Genomic DNA, 26,877 nt, shown 5'->3' with positions numbered 1-26,877 from the left:
GTTGGCGATCGACTACCTGAAGGGAGATTCCACGGCGTGCGCCTTGCTAGGCCGGGGATTCCCCTGGTATTCCTCGGGCATGACCACGTATTCCCCGGACGCCACCGACTGGCGCATCCTCGACGTCCTCCAGCGGGAGGGCCGGGCCAGTTTCACCGAGCTCGCCCGTGCCGTGTCGATGTCCGCGAGCGCGGTCACCGAGCGGGTGCGGCGTCTGGAGGAGGCGGGGGTCATCCAGGGGTACGCCGCGGTCGTCGACCCCGACCGGCTGGGCCTGCCGATCCTGGCGTTCGTCCGCCTGCGGTACCCCAACGGCAACTACAAGCCCTTTCACGACCTGGTCGCCGTGACGCCCGAGATCCTGGAGGCGCACCACGTGACCGGCGACGACTGCTTCGTCATCAAGGTGGCCGCCCGATCGATGCGTCATCTGGAGGAGGTGTCGGGCAAGATCGGCACGCTGGGCTCGGTGACCACGAGCGTCGTCTACTCCTCCCCGCTCCCCCGGCGGCCCCTGGGACGCTGACCTCAGCCGCCGCCCCGCTGCTTCAGCACCGACCCCGAGCGCCCCTTCACGACCTCCAGCTGAGCGTGGATCCGCCGGCGCAGGTCGGCCACATGGCTCACGATGCCCACGCTGCGGTCGCGTTCCCGCAGTGAGTCCAGGACGTCGAGGACCTCGTCCAGGGTCTGGTCGTCGAGGCTGCCGAAGCCCTCGTCGATGAAGAGGGTGTCGAGCCGGACCCCGCCGGCCTCGTCGGTGACGACGTCCGCGAGGCCCAGGGCCAGTGCGAGGGACGCGAAGAAGGTCTCTCCGCCCGACAGGGTCGCGGTGTCCCGCTCGCGTCCGGTCCAGGCGTCGACGACGTGCAGTCCCAGTCCGCTGCGGCCGCGTCCGGTGCGGTCGTCGGAGTGGACGAGGGTGTAGCGGCCGGAGGACATGCGCTGCAGGCGCGCGGTCGCGGCGGCCGCCACCTGCTCCAGGCGGGCCGCGAGCACATAGGCCTCCAGTCGCATCTTGCGTTCGTTGTCCGCGGAGGTGCCCGCGGCGAGCGCGGACAGCCGGGCCACCCGGTCGTACTCCTCGCGCAGCGGCGCCAGCCGCCTGAGGCCGGTGGCCGAGCGGGCGGAGAGCCGGTCGAGTTCGGCGCAGCGCCGGGCGGCCGCGTCGAGCGCTGAGGCGGCCTCGCGGACCCGGCGGCCCGCGTCGGCGGCGGCCCGCTCCGCCCGCGCCACGTCGGCGGGCGGCTGCCGGGCGGCGTCGGCGGTGTCGGTCTCGGCGAGTACGGCGCGTACGGCGGCCTCCTCGGCCTGCCAGGCGTCCAGCCGGTGCTGCAGGTCGCGGTGGGCCGTCTCGTCGAGGAGGGCGGCGGCCGCGGCCTGCGGGGTGTCGAAGCCGGCCCGGAAGGCGGCGTCGGCGAGCCGGGCGTCGGCGTCCTTGAGCCGCTGGGCGGTGTCCTCGGCGACGCGCGCGGTGTCGGCGGCGTCGGTGAGCAGTGCGGCCTGCCGCTCCAGCTGGGCGGCGCGGGCGGCCACGCTGTCGGCGGCGCCGCGCGCTTCGGTCAACTCCGCTTCCAGGGTGGTGCGTTCCCGGTCCAGGGCGTCCCTGCGGGCGCCGCGGGATGCGGTGCGCACGGCGGCGTCCTGCTGGGCCGACAGCCGCTGTTCGCGCTCCCGCTCGGCCTGCCGCAGCTGTTCCGTCGCGGTGTGCAGTGCCGAGGCGGCGGTGCGGGCCCGGGCGTACTCGTGCTCCAACTCGTCCGCCTGGACAGCGAGTTCCTCGGTGGAGGTGTCGCCGGCCTCACCCTGGGCGGCAGCCAGGGCCCGCTGGACGAAGGCGAGCCGGCGCTCGACCTCGGCACGCTGTTCGTCGGCGTGCTGCGAGGTGGCGAGAGCGCGCTCCTCGGTCTCCCGGTCGACGTGTCCGGCGTCCTTGCGAGCGGGGGCGGGGTGCTCGGTGGCGCCGCAGACCGCGCAGGGCTCGCCGGCGGTGAGCTGTGCGGCCAGCTCGGCGGCGATGCCGTTCAGCCGCTGCTCCTTGACGTCCAGCCAGTCGGCGCGGGCCTTGAGCGCGCGGTCCGTCGCGTCGATGACCTGCTGCTGGGCGTCGTCGGTGTCCCGGGCGAACTGGTCGCGCTGGCGTGCGGCGGCGAGCCGCTTGCGGGCGGGCTCCCGCTGCACGTCCAGCTGTTCGGCGCGGGTGGCCGCCTCCTGGGCGGACTCAACGCTGTGCAGAAGACCCGCGCGGGCCTCCTCCCATCCGGCCAGCCATGCCTCGGCCTCCTGGAGAACCTCCTCGTCGGAGCGCTCCTGGCGGTCCAGGTCGGCGCGTTCCGCGACGAGTTCGGCCAGGCGCTGTTCGGCGCGCCGGGACGAGTCCAGTCCGCCCAGCTCCTCGGCCGCGCGGCGTGCGGCGGCGGCGAGTCCGGCGGCGCCCGCCCCCGCGAAAGTGTCCGGCAGCAGCCCACGCGCGCGTGCCTCGGCGACGGCAGCCCGGCGGTGTTCCGCCTCTGCCTCTTCCCGCAGCTCCAGCGCGGGCGCCACCGCCTCCGCCTTGCGGGACCGCTCCATCCTGGCCTGCGCCTGGTGGTAGCCGTCGGCGCGCTCTTCGAGCAGCGCGGCCCGCTCTCGCGCCTGGGCGAAACGGCGTTGCAGCCGGTCGACTTCGCGTACGTCGGCCAGGGCGCGCTCGGCGGCGGCCTGGGCGGACTCCGCGGCACCGAGTCCGCAATGCGAGATCGTCAGCTGCTCACGGGCGGTGCTGCGGGCCACGGCCGCCGCGCTCAGGACGGCCTCGGCCAGCCCCGGCTCGCCGGGCGCCAGCTCGGGCAGCTCCATGGCGTCACCGGCCGCCTGCTGCATGCGGTGCGCGTCGGCCAGCAGTGCGGCATCCCCCTCACGCACCTGCGCCTCGGCGGCACGGCGCCGCTCGGCCAGCCGCTTCTCGACCTCGGCGAACCGATGGGTGTCGAAGAGCCGTCCCAGCAGCTTGCCGCGCGCTTCGGCGTCGGCCCGCAGGAAACGCGCGAAGTCGCCCTGGGGCAACAGCACGACCTGGCAGAACTGCTCGCGGCTCATGCCGAGCAGCTGGGTGATCTCCTCACCGATCTCCTGGTGGGACCGGCTCAGGTCCTTCCACGCCCCGGCGGCCCCGTCGTACTCGCGCAGCCAGCTCTGCGCCTTGTCGAGCGTCGTACCGGATCCGCGCTTCTTCGGCCGCTCCCAGGGCGGTTGCCGGGTGATCTCCAACCGGCGCCCGGCGACGGTGAGTTCGAGGCGGATCTCCGTGCGGCTGCTCGAAGCGGCGTGATCGCTTCGCAGAGTCATGCCCTGTCCGCTCTGCCGGGCCCCCGGAACGGCGCCGTACAGCGCGTAGCACACGGCGTCCAGCACCGACGTCTTGCCCGCCCCCGTCGGCCCGTGCAGCAGGAACAGCCCCGCGGCCGACAGCTCGTCGAAGTCGACCGTCTGGGAGCCGCCGAACGGCCCGAAGGCCGTGATGTCCAGCCGGTGCAGCCTCACCGCGCCACCTCCCGCACGGCCTCGTCCGTGCGCACGGCGTCGAACGCGTCCCGAAGCACGGTCTGTTCACGCTCGTCGGGACCGGCGCCGCGCACATGTGCCACGAAGTCCTCGGCGATCTCCTGGTCGCTGCGTCCGGCCAGCCGCCGGGCGTACGACACATCGGGGTCGTCCGGGGTCCGCTCGGGGTCGAACACGAGGCTGAGCGTGTGCGGGAAGCGCTCACAGAGCCGGGCCATGGGTTCCGCCGGGCGGACCGGGTCGGTGAGGGTCGCCTCGACCCAGGCCTCCTCCTGAGGCACGAGCCGCGGGTCGGCGAGGAGCTCCTCCAGCGTCCCCCGGATCCGGGCCAGCGCCCGCGGCACCGGGCAGTCGACGCGCTCGGCGGTGACCGCGCCCTCCGCGTCCAGGTCGACCAGCCACATGCTCTTGCGGTGGTCGCTCTCCGAGAAGGAGTACGGCAGCGGGGAGCCGGAGTAGCGCACGCGCTCGGTGATGGTCTGGCTGCCGTGCAGATGCCCGAGGGCCGCGTAGTCGACCCCGTCGAAGACCCCGGCGGGCACGGCGGCCACCCCACCGACGGTGATGTCCCGCTCGCTGTCGCTGGCCTCGCCGCCGGTGACGAAGGCATGGGCGAGGACGACGGACCGCGTCCCCCGCGCGCGCGTCGCGAGGTCGGCGCGGACGCGGTCCATGGCGGCGGCGAGCACCGCCTCGTGGCCCGCCTTCTCCACGCCGAACTCGTCCTTCACCAGGGCGGGTTCGAGATACGGCAGCCCGTAGAAGGCCACGTCACCATGGACATCGGGGAGGACCACGGGAGTCCCGCACGCCGCCGGTTCGGTCCGCAGATGGATGCCGGCGCGTCCGATCAGTCCCGCGCCGACACCCAGGCGGCGGGCGGAGTCGTGATTCCCGGAGATCATCACCGTCGGCACACCGAGGTCGGCGAGCCGGTGCAGGGCGGCGTCGAACAACTCGACCGCGGCGAGCGGCGGCACCGCCCGGTCGTACACGTCCCCCGACACGACCACCGCGTCCACCCCGTGCTCCCGCACGGTCGAGACGAGGTGACCGATGAACTCGGCCTGGGCCCCGAGCATGTTGACCCGGTGGAACGCCCGGCCGAGATGCCAGTCGGAAGTGTGCAGCAGCCTCATGATCCCCGAGACTAACGGCCGGGTCTGACATCACGGGCGGTTACTCCCGTAATCGTCCGCCACCGCGCTCTTTGTACCCGCCCACCGCATTCAGGCCAACTCGCCCGCCTGGGCAAACCCTTGGCGGAACGGGCTTCGCGTGCCGGACCGGGAGAGGGTTCAGCCACTTTCGGCCAATGTGAAAAGAAGCACCACCGGCCCCTCGCCGCTCCCCTACATTGACATGCCTGTTCAGCGGAAATTCGGGGGATATGCAATGGATCCGGTGACGGCCGTCGCGGCTGCGGGTGTGGCTCTCGTGGTGAAGGGAGCGCTGGAGACGGCGGGGCAGGAGGCGGGCAGGTCCGGCTGGGCCGGCGGTGCGCGCCTGATGGATCGGATCCGCGCGCGGTTCCGGGGCAACGCGGACGCCGAAGGCGCGCTCGACCGCGTCACCGGCTCCCCGGACGACGAGAACGCACAGCAGGAACTGGAGCGTCAGCTCGCCGCGCACATGCTGCTCGACTCCGGGTTCGAGACGGAGATCCGTCGGCTGGTCGACGAGGCCGTCGCAGCCCAGGGCCGGTCCGGCGCGCAGATCAGCGCCGCGTTGATCAAGAACGCCCAGGTGTTCAACGGCAAGGTCGAAGTACAGGGCGACTGGACGACGTCGTAACGCATGAGGCCCAGCGGGGCGCATCGGCCCCTGCCGTCATGCCCTTTCCGGTGGCCTCCTCTGCCCCGTCCGTCCTCCCGCGCGTCCGCGCGCGTACCGCGCCGCGGCCGTGCCCGGCGGGCGCGTCGAACGAGCCCAGCAGCGACCAGCCGAAAGCCGAAGAAACACCATGAGCGAGGACACCTCATCCGACAGCTCGCGGGCCGGAACCCGGGCCGCGGAGCGCAGGGAGGAAAGCGCCAGGCACGGCTCCCGGGAGCCGTCCGGAGCCGGCAGGGACCCCCGTCGCGAGAAGGCGGATGCCGGGGAGGCCGGCCGGGACTCCGGTGACGACAAGGGCGCGGCCGAGCCGAAGAAGGACGACAGGGCGGCCGAGCCCGAGCCGCGCACGGACGCCGAGCAGCACGACGGACCGGTCAGCGAGAAGGACGCCCTGCGGTCCCTGGTGGAGGGCGGCGGACACGCCGACGCCGAGCGGACCGAGGCACTGCGCGCGGGTGCGCTCGCCGACGAGATCGCCCGGCGGCTGAACGCCGACGCCTCCGGCACCCGTATCGGCACCCTCGCGCTGTTCAACGAGACCGTCAGCTTCGGCGGTGGTTTCCACACCGGCGGCGCCCGTACCGGCGGGGCGCGGCCCGGCGGGGTCTCCGTGCTGACCATGGACGCGGCCGAGATCACCGATCACACCGAGCTGTTCGTCGCGCCCGAGGACTACGGCGAGGCGCTGGACGCCCTGTGCGAGCGGCGGGTGCTGGTGCTCACCGGAGCGCCGGGCAGCGGCCGGGAGGCCGTGGCCGTGAACCTGCTCGAGGAGGCCCTCGCCATGGGCGGCGAGGGGGCGGGCTGCCGGCGGCTGCTGACGCCCGCGGCCGTCCTGGAGGCCGGCTGGGAACCGCCGGTGAAGCACTCGGGCTATGTCGCGGCACTCGACGACGGGTCGCCCGTGGTCGAGAAGTTCACGTCCGCCCTTCTCAGCGGGCACTCGCACGGGACGGCCCAGTGGGCCGCGGTCGTCGCCACCCTGCGTGCCTCCGGCTGCTACCTCGTACTGACCGGCGGACACGACCTGGAGGTCCTCGCCACCGGACCCGGCGGCGACCAGGTGGCCCGGCATCCCCTCGCCCCCGTCGACCCGCTGGCCGTCGTCGAACGCCGGGTCCTGGGCCACGGCGGCAGCCCGGACGCGTACGCCGACCTGCACGCGCTGCTGGAGCGCACCGGGACCGCGACGGCACTGCGGGAACAGCCCGCGGCCCGCAACGCGGCCCGGCTGGCCTCGGTGATCCGCGCGGACGGCGACGTGGCGGCCGCGGTGGCCCAGCTGCGGGATCCCAGCGAGCAGGTGCGCGCGTGGTTCAACCGCTACCGCGCGCCGGACGCGGTGGCCTTCGCACTTGCCGCGGCCGTCCTCGAGGAGTGCGGCTATCTCACCGTCGCGGACGCCGCGGTGAAGCTTCGCGCCGCTCTCACCGAGCCCGAACTAGCCCCGCCCGACCTGCGCTTCGGGGACCGGCTCGGCTACGAGCAGCAGTGGATCCGGCTCGACGTACCGGCGGAGGGCGGCTTCGGCGCGCCCCGGGTCCGCTTCCGCAACGTACTGCTGGGCCAGGTCATCCTCGCCTACGCCTGGAACCTCCTCGACGGCCGCCGGGACGCCGTACTCGACTGGTTGCGCCGCCTGTTGAGCCACCGTGACCTGGAGGTGCGCGCCCGGGCCTCGGTCGCGGCCGGGGTGCTGGCGCTGGCCGATCCGCACTATGCCGTGCACCGCTTCCTGACCGCGTGGGCCGGCAGCACGTCGTGGCCGCTGCGGCAGGCCGCCGCCACCGCGCTCGGCGTGGCGGGCAGCCGTCCGGAGACGGCGGAGCCGGTGTGGGAGCTGCTGCACCAGTGGGCGGGGGGCGACGCCTCCGCCTACCAGCGCCGCCTGGCCGGCACGGCGGCGAACGCGGTGGGCGGACTGCTCGGCCGTACGGCGCCCGACAAGGCCGTGGCCGTGCTGCGCAGCGCGCTGGACCGGGAGGACGACTGGGGCACGCTGCCGTCGGTGGCGTGGGGCGGGGTCCATCTCGTCCACCAGGGGCGGACCAGGGCGGTGCTCGACGCCTACCTGGAGTGGTCCGAGCCGCAGGACCTGTCCCCGATGGTCGTCAAGGCGCTGTCGGCGTTCGTGTTCGCGGTGTCCCAGCCGTACCAGGAGCCGGTCCTCGACTCCGCCGACGCACGCGGCCACGCGCGCGTGCCGGGCGTACCCGTGCTCCTGAGCGAACTGCCGCTGCATCGCGACCGGCTCACGGAGCTGTGGGCACGCGCCCTGGCGCGCAAGCCCGTGCAGGACTCGGCGCTGGAAGCGCTGCACGAATGGATCGACGACTACGCCGACAAGAGCCCCGGCTCCCTCGACGCCATCGGCACGCTGCTGGTGGCCGTCGCACGCCGGCCCGGACGGCACCGCGAACGGCTGACGTGGTGGCTGGAGAGATGGGCGCGCGACCGCGAGAAGCCGTCGGCCGGCGCCGGCCGGCTGCTCCGCACGCTCGAGCGCGCGCGGTGAACCGCACCGCACCGCCCACATGCCTGACAGCACTGGAAGGAGAGGGGGAGACATGGAGGAACAGACCTACGACCCGGTCCTGAGCGAGGACGACGTGCCCAAGTGGCGGCTGGTGAACCCGCTGCGGCCGCCAGTTCCCGGCCGGGCCCTGGTCCTCGTCCGGGAGAGCGGCCCCTCGCTGACGATCCGCAGTGGCGAGGAGATCCGTTCGTCGCGGTTCGGGGCGTACCGCAGTGTGTTCACCGTCGACATGACGGAGCACCGGCTGATCCTGGACATCCCGCTCCTCAGCCGTGACGCCACGTTCTCCTTCCGCAGCCGGGTGGACCTCGTGTGCCGGGTCGCCGACCCCGCCGAGGTCGTCTCGCGCGGGATCCGCGACATGAGCGGAGCGCTCTACGGCTATCTCCGCAAGACGCTGCGCTCGGTTGCCCGGGACTACGACATCGCCGAGTTCCACGAGGCCGAGATGGCGCTCAACGCCGCTCTGGCCGGGTTCAGCGGCGACGACGCGATACGGCTGCGCAACATCCAGGTCGAACTCCTCGTCGACGAGGACGAGATCGCCGCCAGCGGCCGGGAGTTCCGGGACGTGGTGCGCGAGACCCGGCTGGACGGCATGCGCCGCAGGCGGCACCTGGACATGATCCGCGAGGAGGGCGTCGACGGCCTGATCGCCGAGATCATGGAGAAGGAGGGTCCGCGGGCCGCGCTCGCCTGGATCGAGAAGGGCGAGGCGGAGAAGCGGGAGGTCCGCCGCGAGGTCATGCGCATGGTCCTGGAGCGCGGTGACGCCGACCGGGAGCCCTTCGAGCAGGCCGAGCTGGAACGCGCCGTCCTGGACGAGGTGCTCCGCGACGGCGACGGTCTGTTCGAGACCGCGACGCGGCGCGGACGCTTGCGCGGCAGCCTCACCCGCGCGCTGGAGCCCGGCCCCGACGCGCGGGACGACGACCTCGACCGGGGCGGGCGCGGTGGGGAGCGCGAGCCGCTCAAGGGCGAGGTGCTCAGGGAGCCGTACGACGACTCCGAACGCCGAGGCCGGGGCGCGGGGCCCGTCCGGGACGAGGGCGGCACACCGCGCTCGCGTCTGTCGGGCAGCGGCGGCCGTCGCACGGGTTCCTCTCCTTCCGCCGGTCCGCCCGAGGACGAACCGCTGCCGGCCGACCCCGACGGACGCCCCTGGGACGGGCCGCGCCGCTCGGGCGGGACGGAGGAGAGCGGGGGCACGGCACGGCCCTGGCGGGAGCGGGGCTCCACCGGGGCCGGGGACGACACCACCGGACGGGCGGAAGGCGCCCCGAGGCCCAAGGGCTTCGGCCGACGCGACGATGACCACGGCACCGGGGAAGGCGCCAGGAGCGACCACGGGTTCGGCCGCCCGGACGAGGACCGCGGCACCGGGGACGGCACCGCGGGCGACCGCGGCTTCCGCCGCCCGGACGAAGACCGCGGCACAACGGACCGCCGTGGCGATGGCGGTACCGGCAGCCGGGCCGACGGCAGCGGTGGCGGTGGCGGTGGCAGCCGTACGGATCCCGCCGCCCCGAGGGTGAGCCGGGTCCGTGGGACGGCCAAGCGGCCCCGCACCGACGGATCGGGCGGCGGAGCACACGACGGGGAGCGGCGATGACCGACCACCACGACCACTCGGCGCGGCACGCGGCCCCCACCGGGCTGCCACCGGGCCGTTCCTCGGCTCCGGCGACCCCGTGGCCCACCCCCTCCCGTCGGCCACCGCCTCCGCCCCCACCGCCGGCCCCGCTCGGGTCTCCCCTCGCGCCGGACCTGCCGCGCCCCGCGGACCACGAGGGCGCCGCGCCCAGGCCGCCCGTGCCGCAGCGGATCTGGTGTGTCGACCACGACCGCATGGGGCTGCTGGCGATGTCCGTGTGGACCGAGCGGGTGCCCGGCCGCGGCGAGGACGCGGATCCGTTCGTCGCCTACCACCAGGACAGCAAGCAGGGCATGCTCGCCGTCTTCGACGGATCGGGCGGCTCGGGGGCGGCACCCGTGTGGCAGGCGTCCGACGGCGAGTCCCGCACCGGCGCCTGGGTGGGCGCGCGGGTGGCGCGGCTGGCCACGGACGTCTGGTTCCACGCCGTGTCGGTGGAGGACGAACCGGCCGAGCCGGAGACCCTGCGCGAGTACCTCCGCTACTTCCTGGACCATGCCCCGCAGCGCCGCAGCAAGATCAGCGGCACCATGCGCCGTCAACTGCCCACCACGCTCGCCGCGCTGCACTACCGGGTGGTGCGCGTCCAGGGCGAAGTGGAGCTGGAGCTGCGTCCGTTGTGGGCCGGTGACTCGCGTGCCTACGTGCTGAGGCCGGCGGCCGGTCTCCAGGTGCTCACCCGCGACCACACCCGGGAGAGCGACGCGCTGGAGCTGCTGCGCTCGGACCCGCCCATGACCAACCTGGTGTGTGCGGACCGGGAGTTCGAGATCGACGGCCGGCGGCTGACGTATCCGCTGCCCTGTGTCCTGGTGACCGCGACCGACGGGTTCTTCGGCTATGTGCACACCCCGGCCGACTTCGAGGCGCTGCTGCTGCGCACCCTGATGGAGGCCGGCACCGCCGACGAGTGGGCCGACCGGATCCGGCGCGAGGTGCAGGCCTACACGGCGGACGACGCCTCGCTCGCCGTCGTGGCCCTCGGCTACCGCGGATTCGCTGATCTGCGGGACCGGTTCGCGGCCCGTCTGGACGACTTGACGGACCGTTACATCCGCACCCGGCCCCGCGGTCTGGACCGGCTCTCCCCCGCCCCGGGCGAGGCGGGACCCGGTCCGGCGCCCTCTGCGGAGGACGCCGCAGAGCTGCCGGCCAGGGTTCGCACCTGGCAGGACGCCACCTGGCACTCCTACCGCGCCGGCTACGAGACCCATCTGCCCCTGGCACCCGAGGAGCGCGCATGAAGAAGGGCGATGTCATCGGGGGCTACCGCCTGATCAGCGAGCCCACGAACGCCAACGGCGGCAAATGCATGTGGGCGTTCGCCGAGAAGGACGGCGACCAGTACTTCATCAAGCGGTTCCTGGAGCCCAAGCGCCCCCGCGACGACGCGGCCGACTCACCGAGTGTGCGCATCCGGCGCCAGCTGTCCCAGGAGTTCGAGGACCGGCACCGGACCATCATGAAGCGGCTGCGGCCGGACGCGCGGGGCGGCGGCAACCTGGTGCTGGCCACCGACTTCTTCCACCAGGGCAGCACCTACTACAAGGTCACCGAGCGGATAGACACCTCCAGTCTGGAGAAGCCGCAGGCCCTGGAGCCCCGCCACAAGATGGTGCTGCTCAAGACGCTCGGCAACAGCCTCAAGCAGCTGCACGACATCGAGATCGTGCACGGCGACCTCAAGCCGCTGAACGTGCTGGTGCAGAAGCGTGACGGCGCCGCCTTCCACACGGCGAAGCTGATCGACTTCGACGACTCCTACGTCTCCGGCAGCCCGCCCGAGCCCGACGACATCGCCGGCGACTCGGTGTACGGGGCGCCGGAGTGGCGCCGCTACATGCAGCGCGACGGCTCGGCCGGACCGGAGCATCTGACCTGCGCGGTCGACGTGTTCGCGCTCGGGCTGATGACCCACGTGTACCTGACGGGCGAGCTGCCGCACCACGACAAGCGGTACGGGTCACCGGCGGATGCCGTCAACGCGGGCGAGCACCTCGACCTGGACACACGGCTGTCGGACGAGATGCTCGGCCTGCTGCGCTCGATGACCGCCCGCGCGCCGGGCGGCCGGCCGCGGATGGACGGATTCCTCAAGGCGCTGTCCGACCCGAAGGTGTGCGCCCTCCAGCACCGGCGTCCCAGCACCGCCAAGCCCAAGTCCCCCTCGGCCAAGCCCGCTTCGGCCAAGCCCGGTTCGGCCAAGCCCGGTTCGGCGCCGGACACCGCGAAGCCGTCCGGCCCGCGCACCAGCCGGATCAAGACCAACCTCGCGTCGACCCCGCGCCCGCGCACCGCGACGCCCCCGCCCGAGCCGACCCGGCCGGCCGCCGGCGAAGCCAAGCCCGCCGCCAAGCCCGCCGCTCCCCCGACGGCCCCGGCACCGTCCGCTCCCGACACCGCCGCGGAACGCCCTTCCCGCGTCCGCATCAACCTCGGCGACCGGCGACCGCGCCCTGGCTCGTCATGACCCCCCGCCCACCGGCGACCGACGCACCCCGCCCGTACCACCCAGGAGACTCCGTATGAGCAACAACGAGCAGTACCAGGGGAATCTGCAGTACGCCGTCGACATCGTGCTGTGCATCGACGCGACGGGCAGCATGTACCCGGTCCTCGACAACGTGAAGTCGAGCGCGCTCCAGTTCCACGACCGGCTCAACGACGTGATGGCCAAGAAGGGCAAGGCGATCAGCCAGCTGCGGCTGAAGGTCATCGCCTTCCGGGACTTCGGCGACGATCCCTCGAACGCCATCGAGCAGACCGGCTTCCTGCGACTGCCCTCGCAGTCCGGGGACTTCGAGGACTTCGTCCGCGGTATCGACGCCGGCGGCGGCGGTGACTACCCGGAGTCGGGTCTGGAAGCGCTCGCCCTGGCGATCAACTCGCCCTGGGAGACAGGCCTGGACCGCAGGCGCCACGTCATCGTGATGTTCACCGACGCCCCGGCCCACCCGCTGGGCACGCACTCCTCCGTGCCCTCGTACCCGGCGGCCATTCCCAGCAGCCTCGACGACCTGTTCGAGCAGTGGGGGTACGCCCGCAGCCAGACCGCGGTGATGGAGCAGTCCGCGAAGCGGCTCGTGCTGTTCGCGCCGGACCAGGCGCCTTGGTCCGACCCGATCGCCGAGGAGTGGGACCTCACCCTGCACTTCGCCTCCAAGGCCGGTCAGGGGCTGGAGGAGTTCGAGATGGACGAGATCATCGAGACGATCGCGAACAGCCTGTGAAGCCCGACCGGTCTGTGCACCCCAACCGGCCCGTGAACTCCGGCCAGCCCGTGACGCTCGACTGGCCGGAGTTCCGGTTGGCATGCCACAGCGACGGCTTTCTGACCTTCGACTGGAGCCGGTACAGCTCCATCAAGTCGGAAGCGCGGCACTGCACACACGTACGGCTGCTTCCGCAGGGCCCCGACGGGCTGTCCCAGTGGGTCTTCCATCTGCGCTTCCCCGAGGGCCCGACGCCCGGGCTCCTGGTGGTCCGAGTGGATGTCGCGGCGGACCGGCTGGAGGAAGCGGAGCAGTACACCGACCTGCTGCGCCGGCGCTTCGGCATCCCGGAGCAGCCGCCCGACACCGCCGAGGAGGCCGGGTGGCAGCGGGTGCCGGTGGACTCGCCGGAGTGGATCGCCGCACCCGCGGGTGCGGCGTCGGAGGAGTTGTTCGCGGCCGTCTCGGCCCGCATCGACGCCGACACAGGATGACGGCACGGGACTGACCTGGGGCCCGAACCCCAAGATCCCCAGGACCGTGACGGACACGAGTGACGAGTGAGGAGGGCGGCGCGGAGGTGGTGGCATCGGCCAACTGGCGCTGCGCGGACTGCGACACGTTCAACGGGCCCGCGGAGGCGTCCTGCACCGTCTGCGGCGAGGCCCGGCGGGACTCCGCGGCGAGCGCGGCAACCAAGACGCCCAGGGCTTCCGAGGCAGCCAAGGCGCCCGCGGCGTCCAAGCCCGCCGCGAAGAAGGCGAGCGCGCCCCGGCCGCCGGCGAAGCGGCCCGGGAGTGCCGGGCGCCCGACCGCCGACTGGCGCTGTTCGGAGTGCGACACGTACAACGCGCGCACGGACGTGTCCTGCCTCACCTGCGGCACCTCCTGGAAGGCGGCGGCGAAGAAGGGCACCCCCAAGTCCCCGAAGTCCCCCAAACCGTCGCCCTCCGGGGACGCCTCCGCGAAGAAGACCGCGCCCCGCAAGCCACCGGCCAAGAAATCCCCGCCCCGCACCGGCACCGGGGGCGCGGGGGCCTCTTCGACGTCCCGGCCGAGGCCGGCGTCCTCGCGTCCCGGCACGTCCGGTGCGTCGACCCGGCGCACCGGTGCCGCGTCGAGCGGCACCCGGCCCCGTACCGAGGAAGGCGTGTTCTTCCCGTCCTCCCCCAGCACCGGGTACCGGCCGACCACCCCGACCACCACCCCCGTCCCGCCGCCGCGCCCGGCGCCGGTCTACGCGCCGCCTCCCCGGCCGGTCTACACCCCGCCGCGCAAGTCGAAGAGCGGCGGCTGCGTGGGCGGCTGCGTCGGCTTCGTGGTGCTGCTCTTCCTGCTGGGCCTGTTCGCGAAGGGCTGTGACGGCGCCTTCGACTCCTCGGACTCGGGCGGCACGAACGACACCACCGTGGCCGAGACCTGCCCGGCCCGCATCGCCGACCGACTCCCCGACGGCGACGGCGCCGAGCTGGTCGAGGCGTTCCGCACCTCGAACAAGCAGATCACCCTGTGCCGTACGACGTCCGGGACGCTGTACTACTACGGCGAGTTCAGCGACCGGCGGGAGGCGGGAATCGCCATGGAGGCGGAGCGGACGAGCGAGGGCTACGAGGCCCGCAACGGCCCCTACCGGTACGAGATACACGGCAATGTCGTGACCATCTACCAGTCGGGCACGCAGATCGGCGAGGAGGACCTGACGCCTGAGCCCTCGCCCACCTGACTCACGCGTCCCCGTAGGCCTCCCCGCCCAGCTCGAACCCGGCCGTCCCCGCGGTGGCGTCGGCGAGCCACCCCCGGAAGGCGTCCACGTCGGCGTCCGGCAGCCCGATCTCGATGGTGACGGCCTCGCCGTACCACACGTCCCGCACCTCGCGTCCGGTCGAGTGCAGGTCGTTCTGCACCTTGCCGGCGCGCTGGTGGTCGACGGTCACCGTGGCGAGGCGGAACCGGCGGCGGGTGAGGGTGCCGACCGCGTCCAGGGCCTCGCCGACCGCGCCGCCGTACGCCCTGATCAGGCCGCCCGCGCCGAGCTTGACGCCGCCGTAGTAGCGGGTGACGACGGCGACGACGTACCGCATGTCGCGGCGCAGCAGCATCTGGAGCATGGGAACGCCTGCGGTGCCGCCGGGTTCGCCGTCGTCGCTCGCCTTCTGGATCGCGGCGTCGGCGCCGATGACGTACGCGTAGCAGTTGTGGGTGGCGTCGGCGTGCTCCTTGCGGACGGACGCGATGAAGTCCTGGGCCTCCTTCTCGGTGGCCGCCGGGGCGAGGGCGCACAGGAAGCGGGAGCGGTTGACCTCGGTCTCGTGCACACCCGCGCGGGCCACTGTGCGGTACTCGTCCTGCATCCGGTCAGCCTAATCCGTCGGTGAGGGCGTCCCGACGGGCCGGCTCATGGCCTTCTGCCCCGCGGCACCATCACGGACGTGAGCAGTGCCGTCCCCGGCTCCAGGGTCCGCCAGGACGTGCCGTGCCAGGTCAGCACCGCGATCGCCGAGGTCGGGAACTTCACGCGCACCACGTCCAGAGCGTCGTCGAGGCTGTCCCCGGCCAGCGTGAGGACGAGTTCCTCCAGACCGGGGTTGTGTCCCACGAGGAGCAGCGTCACGACCTGGGGAGGTGCCTCGTGCACGGCCGCGAGCAGCTCCGGTACGTCGGCCCCGTACAGCTCCGGGTCGAGGCGTACCGGCGGTGGGGTGCCCCACTGGGCGGACGCCAGCTCCCAGGTCTGCCGGGCGCGTACGGCGGTGGAGCACAGGGCGAGGTCGGGGAGCAGGTCGGAGGCGGCGAGGGCGCGGCCCGCCTCGGGCGCGTCCCGGCGGCCGCGGGGTCCCAGTGGGCGGTCGTGGTCGGCGACGCCCTCGGGCCAGGCGGACTTGGCGTGTCTCAGCACGACCAGGCGGCGCAGCGGGCCCGCTCCGGTGCGCGCCGTCACGCCGGGGATCCCAGGTCGCGGGTGAGGTCGAGACCGAGCAGCCGGTCCGCGTGGGCGTACGTCTCGAACCGGGCGCCTTCCGGCAGGTCCGACTCCTCGACCCACCGCAGCACCTTCAACACCTCGGGTACGTCCAGGTCGTCCTCCCAGGCGGTACGGAGCCGTCCGCGCACCTCGTCGGGGACGGGCCGTGACGGATGCCGTGCCCAGGCGGCGACGGCCCGGCGCCAGCGTGCGAGGGTGTCGTGGGCCTCGCCCAGGATTTCCTCGTCGAGCCGTGCGGGCGTGCTCCGGGGCGGGACGAGCAGGGCGAGGCGGACCACGGCGGGGTCGGCGCCCTCCGGAATGTCCGGCGTCTCGACGGGCGCGACGGCGACCCGTACGCCGTCCGGAGCCGCGCCGCCCTCTGCCACCACATGGACGACCTGGGACTCGCCCCACCCGGGGCCGACGTCCCGGCGGTCCTCGAAGGGCCGGATGCCCAGGGCGGCGGCGCCCGCGTGCAGCTCCGCCTGTTCACGGTCGCCGCTGAGCAGCGCCCACACGGGCGTGCCGCCGATTTCCAGGGCCCTGACCAGGAGATCCGCGACGAGCAGGACTCGGAGAGCGGAGATGTCGTAGCCCCGTACATGGGCTTCGACCCGGGTCAGGCCCCTGCGGGCGACGACGGCGTCTACGGGCCGGCCGGTCCGGGCGTCGGTGATACGCAGCACGGGCCGAGCGTAGGCGGACGAAGGGCACCGCGCAGGTGACTGACCGGTATTCCGGACACGGGTACGGGATTCAACCACCCACAGCCACTCCCTCGGCCCATTCATCGACGTGCAGGGGGTGGAAGGTCTTCGGACTCGTGGCCCTGATCCAACGTCCATGAACCGGACTTCTCGCCCTGGCCGCAGACCGTGCGGGACTGGCCGAAAGCCCCCGCGACAGGCAGTCGATGGACCGGCGTCCAGACAGGACCGCCCGGAATCAAACCGCGCCCGCCGGCTGTTTCCCGATCACAACAGTCCTCGTATCCAGAGCAAGGAGCCGAGCGTGCACGGCGACTCAGCAACTGTCCGCAGGATCCTCACCGAGCTCGGCGACACCTGGGCGATCGTCGGCCTGTCGTCCAACCAGCGGCGCGCGGCCTACGGCGTCGCCGAAGTGCTCCAGCGCCACGGCAAGCGGATCGTGCCGGTCCACCCCAAGGCGGAGACGGTGCACGGCGAGCAGGGGTACGCCTCCCTCGCGGAGATCCCTTTCGACGTGGACGTCGTCGACGTGTTCGTGAACAGCGACCTCGCGGGAGCGGTCGCCGACGAGGCCGTGGCCAAGGGCGCGAAGGCCGTCTGGTTCCAGTTGGACGTCATCGACGAGGCGGCCTACGCCCGCACCCGCGCCGCCGGCCTCGACATGGTCATGGACCGGTGCCCGGCGATCGAGATCCCCCGCCTGCACTGATGTCCTTCCCGAATTCCTGAAACGCTCGCAAGGAATTCCCCGTAAAGAAGTCAAATATACGACAACCGCCTTTAAGCCAAAGGCGGTTGATTCGTAACCTGGGGCCGCTCACACAGTAAATGTATGTAATTCGTGAGAGGCCCCTTAATTTATGGTAAGCGTCGATTCAGCACCTGAGACAAAGGGGAAGCCGGGCGGCGGCCTGCGGCGGGACGTGGGACTGATCGGCCTCATGTGGGCCTCGGTGGGGTCCATCATCGGCTCGGGCTGGCTCTACGGCGCCGAAAAGGCGGTCGTCATGGCCGGCCCCGCGGCGATCATCTCGTGGATCATCGGCGCGGTCGCCATCGTCCTGCTGGCCCTGGTGCACGCAGAACTGGGCGGCATGTTCCCGGTGGCGGGCGGTACCGCACGCTATCCGCACTACGCTTTCGGCGGCCTGGCCGGAATGTCCTTCGGCTGGTTCTCCTGGCTCCAGGCGGCGACCGTGGCACCGATCGAGGTCGAGGCCATGATCGGGTATGCCGGGCACTGGAGTTGGGCGAAGGGCTTCCAGCACGCCGACGGCACGCTCACCGCCAGTGGTCTCGCGGTCGCCGTGTTCCTCATGGCCGTGTTCGTCGCCGTCAACTTCCTCGGCGTCCGAGTACTCGCGTTCACCAACAGCGCGGCCACCTGGTGGAAGATCGCGGTGCCGCTCGCCGCCATCTTCGTCATCGCGATCGGCAACTTCCATCCGGGCAACTTCACTTCGGAGGGATTCGCGCCGTTCGGCGCCAAGGGCGTGCTGAGCGCGATCAGTTCCAGCGGCATCATCTTCGCGCTACTGGGCTTCGAGCAGGCGATCCAGCTCGCCGGCGAGAGCCGTGACCCGAAGCGGGACCTGCCCCGGGCGACGCTCGGCTCGGTCGCGATCGGCGCCGTCATCTACGTCCTGCTCCAGCTGGTGTTCATCGTCGCCCTCCCGCATTCCGCCTTCGCCCACGGCTGGGCCAAGCTGAACTTCGAGGGCATCAGCGGACCCTGGGCCGGCCTTGCGACCCTGGTGGGCCTCGGCTGGCTGAGCGTGATTCTGTACCTCGACGCAGTGGTCTCCCCCGGCGGCACCGGCTTGATCTACACGACCGCGACCTCCCGCGTCTCCTTCGGTCTGGCCAAGAACGGCTACCTGCCGAAGGTGTTCGCCCGTACCGACCGGCGAGGCGTGCCGTGGTTCGGACTGATCATGTCCTTCGTGACGGGCGTGGTCTGCTTCCTGCCCTTCCCCAGCTGGCAGGAGCTGGTCGGCTTCATCACCTCGGCGAGTGTCCTCATGTACGCCGGCGCGCCGCTCGCATATGGCGTGTTCGCCGAGCGGATGCCTCACCTGGAGCGCCCGTACCGGCTCCCCGCCGGCAAGGTGCTCGCCCCGCTGTCGTTCGTGGTGGCCAACCTGATCATCTACTGGGCGGGTTGGGACACCCTGTGGCGGCTCGGGGTGGCCATCGTCCTCGGCTACCTCCTGCTCGGCGTCTACGCCTGGTACGCGGTGGCCAACGAACTGCCCGACGCTCCCCGGCTCGACTGGAAGGCCGCACAGTGGCTGCCGGTCTACCTGCTCGGTCTCGGCCTGATCTCCTGGCAGGGCGGCTTCGGCGGCCAGGGACACCTGGGCCTGTGGTGGGACATGCTGGTCGTCACCGCCTTCTCGCTGGTGATCTACTACTGGGCGAAGGCGACCGCCTCCCGACCCGAGGACATCGAGCGGAGCATCGCCGAGGTCGTCGTCACCGAGGCGCCCGCGCACTGAGGAGACACTCCGGACGGGGCGCCTCCGCGTGTGGAGGAGCCCCGGCACCGCTCCCGCCCTCCCCAGGGCACCGACATAATGTTCGGGTGACCTCCGCCTCCCACGCCAACTCCGGTGCTCCACAACGCTTTCCGGTCGTCATCGTCGGCGCCGGACCCGCCGGACTCACCATCGGCAACGTCCTGCGAGCCGAGGGTGTGGACTGCCTCGTGCTGGAGGTGGAGACCCGCGAGTTCATCGAGCAGCGGCCGCGGGCGGGCGTCATCGAGGAGTGGGCCGTTCGTGCTCTGCAGCGGCGCGGCCTCGCCGACGCCCTGCTGGAGCGCGCCCAGTTGCACACCGAGTGCGAGTTCCGCTTCGCGGGCGACCGCTTCCGCTTCGCCTACGGCGAGCTGACGGGACAGCACCACTTCGTGTATCCGCAGCCGCTGTTGGTGACGGACCTGGTGCGCGAGTACGCCGACGTACGGGGCGGCGAGATCCGCTTCGGCGTCCAGGACGTCCAGCTGCACGACCTGGAGACACCCCGGCCGTCGGTGTCGTACACCGATGCCGCCACGGGCGAACGGCAGCTGGTCGGTTGCGAGTTCGTGGCGGGCTGCGACGGGGCCCGCGGGGTGACCCGCACCGTCCTCCCGGAGACCGCGAGCATCGCCCGGCACGACTACGGCGTCGGCTGGCTGGCGCTGCTCGCCGAGGCGCCGCCGTCCTCGGACTGCGTCCTGTTCGGCATCCACCCGAACGGTTTCGCCGGGCACATGGCCCGCAGCCCCGAGGTCACCCGCTACTACCTGGAGTGCCCGCCCGGCGACGACCCCGAGAACTGGTCCCACGACCGCGTCTGGGCCGAACTCCAGCAGCGGCTGGGCGCGGACGGCACCCCGCCGCTCACCGAGGGCCGGCTGATCGAGAAGCGCGTCCTGGACATGCACAACTACGTGGTCGAGCCCATGACGTTCGGCAGGCTCTTCCTCGCCGGGGACTCCGCCCACCTCACCGCGCCCATAGCGGCGAAGGGCATGAACCTCGCCCTGCACGACGCCTTCCTGCTCGGCGACGCGCTCGTCGCCTACCTCGGCAAGGGCGACGGCAGCGGCCTCGACGCCTACTCGGAGGCCTGTCTGCGGCGCGTGTGGGACTACCAGGAGTTCTCGCAGTGGCTCTCCGAGGTCTACCACGGCACTTCGTCGGGCGACGAGTACCGAGCGGGCACCACCTTCGCCCGCCTCCGCCGCCTGTTCACCTCACCTGCCGCCGCGGCGGCCTTCGCGGAGCAGTATCTCGGTACGGCGGCCACGTACTGACCTCTCAGTCGTGCACCGGCCGGTCCCTGAGCCGGTGGTCGGCCACGTTGCCGGTACCCATAGATGCATGCGTGCGCGCATACGCACATAATGGCTTCGTGGGCGCGGTACGCCCACCTCGGCGCGCACCGGAAGGGGGCCCACGTGAGCAACCACGAGCACGGTCACGGTCCTGGTCACGGCCATCCGCATGGGCACGAGGGCGAACGCCACGGCCTCCGCCACCGCCTGGCGCACGTCCTCACCCCCCACTCCCACGAGACCGCCGACAAACTCGACTCCGCCCTGGAGTCCTCCGCCCGCGGCATGCGCGCCCTGTGGGTCTCGCTGGCGGTGCTGGGTGTCACGGCCCTGATGCAGGCGGTCGTCGTGGCCGTGTCCGGGTCCGTGGCGCTGCTCGGCGACACGGTGCACAACGCGGCGGACGCGCTGACCGCCGTACCGCTGGGCATCGCCTTCGTGCTGGGCCGGCGCGCGGCCACCCGCCGTTTCACGTACGGCTACGGCCGTGCCGAGGATCTCGCGGGCATCGTGATCGTGCTGACGATCGCCGCGAGCGCGGCCTTCGCGGCGTGGGCGGCGATCGACCGGCTGCTCGATCCGCGTCCCGTGGCGCACCTCCCGGCGGTCGCCGCGGCCGCGCTGGCGGGCTTCGCGGGCAACGAGTGGGTCGCCCGCTACCGCATCCGGGTGGGCCGGGACATCGGTTCGGCCGCACTGGTGGCGGACGGACTGCACGCCCGCACCGACGGGTTCACCTCACTGGCCGTGCTCATCGGGGCCGGCGGCTCGGCCCTGGGTTGGCAACTCGCCGACCCGATCGTGGGCTTGGCGATCACCGCCGCGATCGCGCTGGTGCTGCGGGACGCGGCACGTGAGGTGTTCCGGCGCGTGCTGGACGCCGTCGACCCGGAGCTGGTGGACCGGGCCGAGGGTGCGCTGCGGGAGGTCGAAGGTGTGTGCGGGGTGGGTGAGTTGAGGCTGCGCTGGATCGGGCACCGGCTGCGGGCGGAGGTGGCGGTCGTGGTGGACGGGGAGATGACGGTGCGTCAGTCGCACGCGGTCGCCGTCGAGGCCGAGCACGCCCTGCTGTACGCGGTGCCCCGCCTCACCGCAGCCCTGGTACACGCCGACCCGGCACCGGTCCCGGGCGAGGCGGACCCACATCACGCCCTGGCCCACCACGCGCCGGCCTGAGAGCAGGACCCTCCCGGCCGAGGCCAGGCCCTCCGCCCTCAGATCAGCCCCCCCCGATCCGAGGCCAGGACCCTCCGGCCCGACGCAAGCGACCCCGCCAGCCCGAGGTCAGCACCCCCGACCCGAGGCCAGGACCCTTCGGCCCGAGATGAGGACCCCACCGGCGTGGCCGCCGCCGAGCACCGCGTCGGGGCACGCGGCACGCACTTCGGGCAGGCACCCGAGGCCAGGGCCCTCCAATCCGAAATCAGGACCCCTCCAGCCAGAGGGCGTGCCCGCCGCCGAGCACTCCGCCGCGGTGCGCGGCACACACTCCGCGCAGGGCTGGAGAGTGCTGGATGCCAGCATCCCCGGCCTTGGACCAGGACCCCACCGGCGCCCGATGCCAGGACTCTCCGGTCCGACATCAGAACCCTCCAGCCCGAGACCAGGACCCCACCGGCCCGAGACCGGCACCCTCCAGCCCGAGGCCAGGACCGCACCGAGCCCGAGGTCTAGCCGTTACCCGTCTGATCAGGCGATGCCGAGTCCCTCCAGCACCACCGCGCCCGGCAGTTCCGCGAAGGCCTTCCCCGGTACCAGCAGCTTGCCCCGTCGGCGCCCGCTGCCGACCAGGACGTACGGCAGGTCGACCACGGCCGAGTCGACCAACAGCGGCCAGTCGGCCGGGAGTCCGATCGGGGTGATGCCTCCGTACTCCATGCCGGTCTCCCCCGTAGCCGTGTCCATCGAGGCGAACGAGGCCTTACGGGCGCCGAGTTGGCGGCGGACGACCCCGTTGACGTCGACCCGGGTGGTGGAGAGCACCACGCATGCGGCGAGCGTGGTCTCGCCACCGCGCTTGCCCGCGACGACCACGCAGTTCGCCGACTGCTCGAGGAGCTCCCGGCCGTAGTGCTCGACGAAGACCGCGGTGTCGGCCCACTGCGGGTCGGTCTCGACGTACACGATCTGCTCGGCGGGGACGCTGCCGCTCCAGTGGCGTACGGCGTCGGCGACCGGGCGGGTCAGCTCGTCGAGGGCGGCAGGGGCAGGGATGGCGTGGTCGAAGTGTCCGATGGGTGCGTCCATGGCGGCACGCTAACAGCCGCTCACGGCACGGCCGGCACCGAGACGGCCAGCATCCACTGCGCGGGAACCTCGCCCTGATTGGCGTACACATGCTCGGCGTTGGCCTCGAAGGTGACGCTCGCCCCGGCGGGTACCCGGTGCTCGACACCGTCGACCGTCAGAGTCATCTCGCCCTCCGTGACATGCAGGATCTCGACCGTCCCGGCGGGGTGCGGATCCGACCGGCTGCTCTCGCCCGGCATCATCCGCCACTCCCACATCTCCAGCGGGCCGGGGGCCTCCGCGCCCGCGAGCAGCCGGCTCCAGCTGCCCGCGTCCGTGCTCCACAGCCGCACGACCTGCTCCGGCGGGACGATCCGCACCTTGGGCCCCTGCTCGTAGTCGAGCAGCGTGGTGATGCTGATGCCGAGCGCGTCACCGATCTTCACGACCGTGCCGAGGCTGGGGTTGGTCCGGGCCTGCTCGATCTGGATCAGCATGCCGCGGCTGACCCCGGCTCGGGCGGCGAGCGCGTCCAGGGTGAAGCCGCGCTCGGTCCGCCAGCGCTTGACATTGCGCGCCAGGGACTGGGTCAGCAGGTCGAGGTCCGACACTTCACGTCCAATATTCTGTATGACACGGTGCAACTGAATGAACTACGGTGGGGTGCACCCGATCGTTCACCGAACTGTACTGCGAGGCGACCCGTGACAGCATTCTTCGCCCTGGCCACCAGCCTGTTGTGGGGCCTGGCCGACTTCGGCGGCGGGGTGCTGACCCGACGGCTCCCGGCGCTCACGGTGGTGGTGGTCTCGCAGGCGATCGCCGCGGCCGTGCTCGGCGGGATCGTGGTGGCGACCGGCGGCTGGAGCGAGGCGGGGCCCCGGCTGTGGTTCGCGTTCGCCGCCGGTCTGGCGGGACCGGTCGCCCTGATCTGCTTCTACAAGGCGCTCGCGCTGGGTCCGATGGGTGTCGTCTCTCCGCTGGGCACGCTGAGCGTGGCGGTCCCGGTCGGCGTGGGCCTCTTCCTCGGCGAGCGTCCCGGGCTCACGCAGGCCGCGGGCATCGCGGTGGCCGTCACCGGAGTGATCCTGGCGGGCGGCCCCCAGTTGCGCGGCGCCCCGGTGCAACGCCGGGCGATCGTCCTCACCCTGATCGCGGCTCTCGGCTTCGGTACGGTGTTCGCCCTGATCGCGGAGGCGTCCACGACCGTCACCGGCCTGTTCCTCGCCCTGTTCGTGCAACGCCTGGTCAACGTGGCGGTGGGCGGCGCGGCCCTGTACGTCTCGGTGAAACGGGGCACGCCCGCGCTCCCGACCACCGGCTTCCCCTGGTCCTCCCTCCCCGCGCTCGCCTTCATCGGCCTCGCGGACGTGGCGGCGAACGGCACGTACTCGGTGGCCGCCCAGCACGGCCCGGTCATGGTGGCCGCCGTCCTGGCCTCGCTTTACCCGGTGGTCACGGCCCTGGCCGCCCGCGGCTTCCTCAGCGAACGCCTCCGCACCCTCCAGGCAACGGGCGCGGGCCTGGCCCTGCTCGGCACCCTGCTCCTGGCGACTGGCTGACTCCGTCCTGACTACCCGGTGGTCACATCCCACACCGGACACAGCTCCCTCCCCAGCAAACGCCCCGCGTCCTCCCGGCAACGAGCGCAGCCCTGGCCCTGACCGGCACCGTGCTCCTCGCGACCGTCTGACCCCCAGCCCGGCGAGCGTCGCCACCGCCCCTGATCCAGGCCGCCCGGCACGTTGACCTGCTTCGCCGTGGCCCACTACCCGGTGGACCCGATAGACCTGAGGCCACATCCCACGCCGGGCACAGCTCTCCCGGCAGACGCCGAGCGCCCTCCAGGCAACGACGCGACCCTGGCCCCGGCCGACATCCTGCTCCTCTCAAAGGAACTGACCCGACGCCGGTCGGCCCAGCCGACAGAGCCCGCTCGCGGCACCCCTCACCCCACCCGACTCAGCGAGCTCCCCCGCCAATCGGCCCAGCCGAGTCCGAACGGGCAATCCGACCCACCGTCAACCCAACCGCCCACCAAGCCCGCGACGCCGCCCGGCCCGGCACTCAGGGCCCAACCCGCCCACCAGGCTCCCCCGACACCCGCCCCAGCCAACCCGCCGCCCCCACCGCAAGCAAACCCGGCACACCTTCAGCCCACCCGAGTCAACGCGCCCTCCTCCAGCCCGCCCCTCAGCGCACCCCACTCAACGCGTCCCCCGGCCACCCCGTCCCTCAGCCCACCCCACTCAACGCGTCCCCCGCCGCCCCATCCCTCAGTCCAGTCCGGCAAGTCGCCCCGCCGCGTCCTCGTCCAGTTGGGCGAGTTTCGCCGCCGTCTCCTCGTCCAGCCCGGCCAGCGCGTTGAGCTGTTCCGCCGTGGCTCCCTCGGGTATCGGTACCGGCGCCGGGGTCCTGAGCGGCGGCTGCCAGCCGTCCTCGGCGGTCCAGCGCCGTACGACACGAGCGGGCGCCCCCGCCACCACCGCGTGGTCCGGCACCACACCCCGCACCACGGCCCCGGCGGCCACGACGACGTTCCGCCCGATCCGCGCACCGGGCAGGATCACCGCCCCGGTCCCGATCCAGCACCCCGGCCCGATCTCCACCGGCTCCATCCGCGGCCACTGCTTGCCGATGGGCTCGTGGGGATCGTCGTACGAGTGATTGGTGGACGTGACATAGACGTACGGCCCGAAGTAGCAGTCGCTGCCGATGGTGACCGTGGTGTCGGCGATGACATGGCTGCCGCGCCCCAGCACGACCCCGTCGCCGATGCGCAGGATCGGCTCCGGACCGAGGTCCAGGTCGGGCATCAGGCCGGCGGTCAGAGTGACCTGCTCGCCGACGATGCAGTGGGAGCCGACATGGATCCACGGTTCACCGAAGACCGTGCCGAGCGGAAAGGCCAGCCGGGTGTGCACCCCCAGCGCGCCGAAGCGGAAGCGCCCCGGGCGCTCGGCGGTGACGGAGCCCGTGCGCTGCACCCAGGCCCAGCCCGCGTGGACAGCACGCTGGACCAGACGGCCCCGCCAGGATGAGAACGTGTTCTTGCTCTTCGGCACGAGCACACCGTACTGAGCGCACGGCGCACAGATGAGATGGAGGGCTTGTGATCTTCGCCCCACCCGGTGGCGTACGGTTCGGCATATCGCGAACCAGGAGGCGAAATGGCGCACAAGGCGTTGATCACGGGCATCGGCGGTAAGGAACCGAAGATCGACGGGCAGGCCTTCGTGGCGCCCACCGCGTCGGTGATCGGTGACGTGACGCTGCAGGCGGGGGCGAGCCTCTGGTACGGCGCGGTGGCCCGCGGCGATGTAGAACGCATCTCAGTCGGCGCCCAGAGCAACATCCAGGACAACTGCACCCTGCACGCCGACCCCGGCTTCCCGGTGACGATCGGCGAGCGCGTCTCGGTGGGACACAACGCGGTGGTCCACGGAGCGACGGTCGAGGACGACTGCCTGATCGGCATGGGCGCGACGGTGCTGAACGGCGCGGTGATCGGGGCGGGTTCCCTCGTGGCGGCCCAGGCACTGGTACCGCAGGGCATGCAGGTGCCACCCGGTTCGCTGGTGGCGGGCGTGCCGGCGAAGGTGCGGCGGGAGCTCACGGAGGAGGAGCGTGAGGGAGTCACCCTGAACGGAACGCTCTACGCGGATCTGGCCCAGGCGCACAGCGAGGTGCACGACAAGCCGTGAGCCTCAGTCGGCGGCCGGGACGGTCTCCGGTTCGGCCGCCTGCATCTGGGCCGTCGCCTTCGCCGCCCTGCGCTTGAGCACGAGCATCGAAGTGAGCCCGATCAGCACGGCCAGCACGAGTCCGAGCCACGAGAACCGCTTCAGCCACGACTCGGCGACGATCCCCACGTAATAGATGACCGCGGTCGTCCCGCCCGCCCAGATGATCCCGCCCAGCACGTTGGCGATCAGGAACTTCCAGTACGGCATCCGCAGCACACCGGCGAGCGGCCCGGCGAAGATCCTCAGCAGCGCGACGAAGCGGCCGAAGAACACCGCCCACATGCCCCACTTCTCGAAGGACCGCTCCGCCGTGGCGACATGGCCCTCGCTGAAGTGCCTCGGGAACTTGTTGCCGAGCCAGGTGAGCAGTGGCCGACCGCCCTTGCGCCCGATCGCATAGCCGATGGAGTCACCGACGACCGCCCCGACGCTGGCGCACGCACCGAGCACCACGGGATTGATCCCCGCGTGCTGCGAGGACAGCAGCGCGGCGGAGACCAGGATGATCTCGCCGGGCAGCGGAATGCCCAGGCTCTCCAGGCCGATGACCAGGCCCACCAGGGCGTAGACGGCGGCCGGGGGCACGGTGTCGAGCCATTCCTGGACGTGCAACGCCGGTTCCT

Annotated in this window: 24 protein-coding genes; 15 read left to right on the top strand and 9 right to left on the bottom strand. The window is 72.4% G+C overall.

The window, feature by feature from the left end:
• The first annotated feature begins 79 nt into the window (after positions 1 to 79).
• Positions 80 to 526: an Lrp/AsnC family transcriptional regulator gene (locus tag M2157_RS40170; RefSeq protein WP_280856246.1), complete on the top strand. Its 447-nt coding sequence runs from the start codon at positions 80 to 82 to the stop codon at positions 524 to 526.
• Between the two features lie 2 nt (positions 527 to 528).
• On the opposite strand, the gene M2157_RS40165 is transcribed toward M2157_RS40170, so the two are convergent.
• The gene (locus tag M2157_RS40165) at positions 529 to 3,522 is read right to left on the bottom strand and encodes an SMC family ATPase (RefSeq protein ID WP_280867601.1); all 2,994 of its coding nucleotides are present in this window, start codon (positions 3,520 to 3,522) and stop codon (positions 529 to 531) included.
• A complete protein-coding gene (locus M2157_RS40160; protein ID WP_280856248.1) occupies positions 3,519 to 4,682 on the bottom strand; it encodes an exonuclease SbcCD subunit D in 1,164 nt (387 codons plus the stop codon). The genes M2157_RS40165 and M2157_RS40160 overlap by 4 nt, the downstream gene beginning before the upstream one ends.
• Before the next feature lie 256 nt (positions 4,683 to 4,938).
• Between M2157_RS40160 and M2157_RS40155 the strand changes: the two genes are divergently transcribed.
• The 8 genes from M2157_RS40155 to M2157_RS40120 all read left to right on the top strand — a co-directional run bounded on the left by M2157_RS40155 (position 4,939) and on the right by M2157_RS40120 (position 14,504).
• Entirely contained in the window at positions 4,939 to 5,337 is a 399-nt protein-coding gene (locus tag M2157_RS40155) for a hypothetical protein (protein WP_280856249.1), read from the top strand.
• 169 nt (positions 5,338 to 5,506) lie between these two features.
• On the top strand, positions 5,507 to 7,894 hold the full coding sequence (locus M2157_RS40150; RefSeq protein ID WP_280867600.1) for a hypothetical protein: 2,388 nt from the start codon (positions 5,507 to 5,509) through the stop codon (positions 7,892 to 7,894).
• 52 nt (positions 7,895 to 7,946) lie between these two features.
• The gene (locus M2157_RS40145) at positions 7,947 to 9,527 is read left to right on the top strand and encodes a hypothetical protein (protein WP_280867599.1); all 1,581 of its coding nucleotides are present in this window, start codon (positions 7,947 to 7,949) and stop codon (positions 9,525 to 9,527) included.
• Entirely contained in the window at positions 9,524 to 10,813 is a 1,290-nt protein-coding gene (locus M2157_RS40140; protein ID WP_280856252.1) for a serine/threonine protein phosphatase, read from the top strand. The genes M2157_RS40145 and M2157_RS40140 overlap by 4 nt, the downstream gene beginning before the upstream one ends.
• Positions 10,810 to 12,039, top strand: coding sequence for a lipopolysaccharide kinase InaA family protein (locus M2157_RS40135; protein WP_280856253.1), 1,230 nt, complete (start codon positions 10,810 to 10,812; stop codon positions 12,037 to 12,039). The genes M2157_RS40140 and M2157_RS40135 overlap by 4 nt, the downstream gene beginning before the upstream one ends.
• A gap of 55 nt (positions 12,040 to 12,094) precedes the next feature.
• Positions 12,095 to 12,799 carry a vWA domain-containing protein gene (locus tag M2157_RS40130; protein ID WP_280856255.1) on the top strand — a complete coding sequence of 235 codons (705 nt, stop codon included), beginning with the start codon at positions 12,095 to 12,097 and terminating at the stop codon, positions 12,797 to 12,799.
• A 32-nt stretch (positions 12,800 to 12,831) separates the two neighbouring features.
• On the top strand, positions 12,832 to 13,275 hold the full coding sequence (locus M2157_RS40125) for a hypothetical protein (RefSeq protein WP_280856256.1): 444 nt from the start codon (positions 12,832 to 12,834) through the stop codon (positions 13,273 to 13,275).
• A gap of 59 nt (positions 13,276 to 13,334) precedes the next feature.
• Positions 13,335 to 14,504 carry a hypothetical protein gene (locus M2157_RS40120; RefSeq protein ID WP_280867598.1) on the top strand — a complete coding sequence of 390 codons (1,170 nt, stop codon included), beginning with the start codon at positions 13,335 to 13,337 and terminating at the stop codon, positions 14,502 to 14,504.
• 1 nt (position 14,505) lies between these two features.
• On the opposite strand, the gene M2157_RS40115 is transcribed toward M2157_RS40120, so the two are convergent.
• Genes M2157_RS40115 through M2157_RS40105 form a run of 3 tightly spaced genes read right to left on the bottom strand, consistent with a single transcriptional unit; the run spans position 14,506 to position 16,432 of the window.
• The gene (locus M2157_RS40115) at positions 14,506 to 15,132 is read right to left on the bottom strand and encodes a YigZ family protein (RefSeq protein WP_280867597.1); all 627 of its coding nucleotides are present in this window, start codon (positions 15,130 to 15,132) and stop codon (positions 14,506 to 14,508) included.
• A gap of 44 nt (positions 15,133 to 15,176) precedes the next feature.
• Entirely contained in the window at positions 15,177 to 15,719 is a 543-nt protein-coding gene (locus M2157_RS40110) for a histidine phosphatase family protein (RefSeq protein WP_280867596.1), read from the bottom strand.
• Positions 15,716 to 16,432, bottom strand: coding sequence for a hypothetical protein (locus M2157_RS40105; RefSeq protein WP_280867595.1), 717 nt, complete (start codon positions 16,430 to 16,432; stop codon positions 15,716 to 15,718). The genes M2157_RS40110 and M2157_RS40105 overlap by 4 nt, the downstream gene beginning before the upstream one ends.
• Before the next feature lie 325 nt (positions 16,433 to 16,757).
• Here M2157_RS40105 and M2157_RS40100 point away from each other — a divergent pair, with 325 nt between their 5' ends.
• From M2157_RS40100 to M2157_RS40085, 4 genes are all read left to right on the top strand, one after another.
• A complete protein-coding gene (locus tag M2157_RS40100; protein WP_280856261.1) occupies positions 16,758 to 17,165 on the top strand; it encodes a CoA-binding protein in 408 nt (135 codons plus the stop codon).
• Between the two features lie 151 nt (positions 17,166 to 17,316).
• The gene (locus M2157_RS40095; protein ID WP_280856262.1) at positions 17,317 to 18,954 is read left to right on the top strand and encodes an APC family permease; all 1,638 of its coding nucleotides are present in this window, start codon (positions 17,317 to 17,319) and stop codon (positions 18,952 to 18,954) included.
• Positions 18,955 to 19,040: 86 nt separating this feature from the next.
• On the top strand, positions 19,041 to 20,258 hold the full coding sequence (locus M2157_RS40090) for a 4-hydroxybenzoate 3-monooxygenase (protein ID WP_280856263.1): 1,218 nt from the start codon (positions 19,041 to 19,043) through the stop codon (positions 20,256 to 20,258).
• A gap of 144 nt (positions 20,259 to 20,402) precedes the next feature.
• Positions 20,403 to 21,455: a cation diffusion facilitator family transporter gene (locus M2157_RS40085; protein WP_280867594.1), complete on the top strand. Its 1,053-nt coding sequence runs from the start codon at positions 20,403 to 20,405 to the stop codon at positions 21,453 to 21,455.
• A 513-nt stretch (positions 21,456 to 21,968) separates the two neighbouring features.
• On the opposite strand, the gene M2157_RS40080 is transcribed toward M2157_RS40085, so the two are convergent.
• Together M2157_RS40080 and M2157_RS40075 are read right to left on the bottom strand one after the other, a co-directional pair.
• A complete protein-coding gene (locus M2157_RS40080; protein WP_280856265.1) occupies positions 21,969 to 22,526 on the bottom strand; it encodes a YbaK/EbsC family protein in 558 nt (185 codons plus the stop codon).
• 20 nt (positions 22,527 to 22,546) lie between these two features.
• On the bottom strand, positions 22,547 to 23,119 hold the full coding sequence (locus M2157_RS40075) for an XRE family transcriptional regulator (protein ID WP_266524729.1): 573 nt from the start codon (positions 23,117 to 23,119) through the stop codon (positions 22,547 to 22,549).
• 93 nt (positions 23,120 to 23,212) lie between these two features.
• On the opposite strand from M2157_RS40075, the gene M2157_RS40070 reads away from it, so the two are divergent.
• Entirely contained in the window at positions 23,213 to 24,070 is an 858-nt protein-coding gene (locus M2157_RS40070) for an EamA family transporter (RefSeq protein ID WP_280867593.1), read from the top strand.
• A gap of 714 nt (positions 24,071 to 24,784) precedes the next feature.
• On the opposite strand, the gene M2157_RS40065 is transcribed toward M2157_RS40070, so the two are convergent.
• On the bottom strand, positions 24,785 to 25,573 hold the full coding sequence (locus tag M2157_RS40065) for an acyltransferase (RefSeq protein WP_280856267.1): 789 nt from the start codon (positions 25,571 to 25,573) through the stop codon (positions 24,785 to 24,787).
• A 105-nt stretch (positions 25,574 to 25,678) separates the two neighbouring features.
• Here M2157_RS40065 and M2157_RS40060 point away from each other — a divergent pair, with 105 nt between their 5' ends.
• Positions 25,679 to 26,212, top strand: a complete 534-nt coding sequence (locus tag M2157_RS40060; RefSeq protein WP_280867592.1) for a gamma carbonic anhydrase family protein — start codon at positions 25,679 to 25,681, stop codon at positions 26,210 to 26,212.
• Between the two features lie 3 nt (positions 26,213 to 26,215).
• On the opposite strand, the gene M2157_RS40055 is transcribed toward M2157_RS40060, so the two are convergent.
• Complete coding sequence (locus tag M2157_RS40055; RefSeq protein WP_059207663.1) at positions 26,216 to 26,866, bottom strand: DedA family protein; 651 nt, start codon at positions 26,864 to 26,866, stop codon at positions 26,216 to 26,218.
• Between the last annotated feature and the right edge of the window lie 11 nt (positions 26,867 to 26,877).

Origin of the sequence: Streptomyces sp. SAI-127 (assembly GCF_029894425.1) — a bacterium.
Taxonomy (GTDB): Bacteria; Actinomycetota; Actinomycetes; order Streptomycetales; family Streptomycetaceae; genus Streptomyces.
Note: the sequence above shows the minus strand (reverse complement) of the source record. Positions and strands in the feature narration are given on the sequence as shown.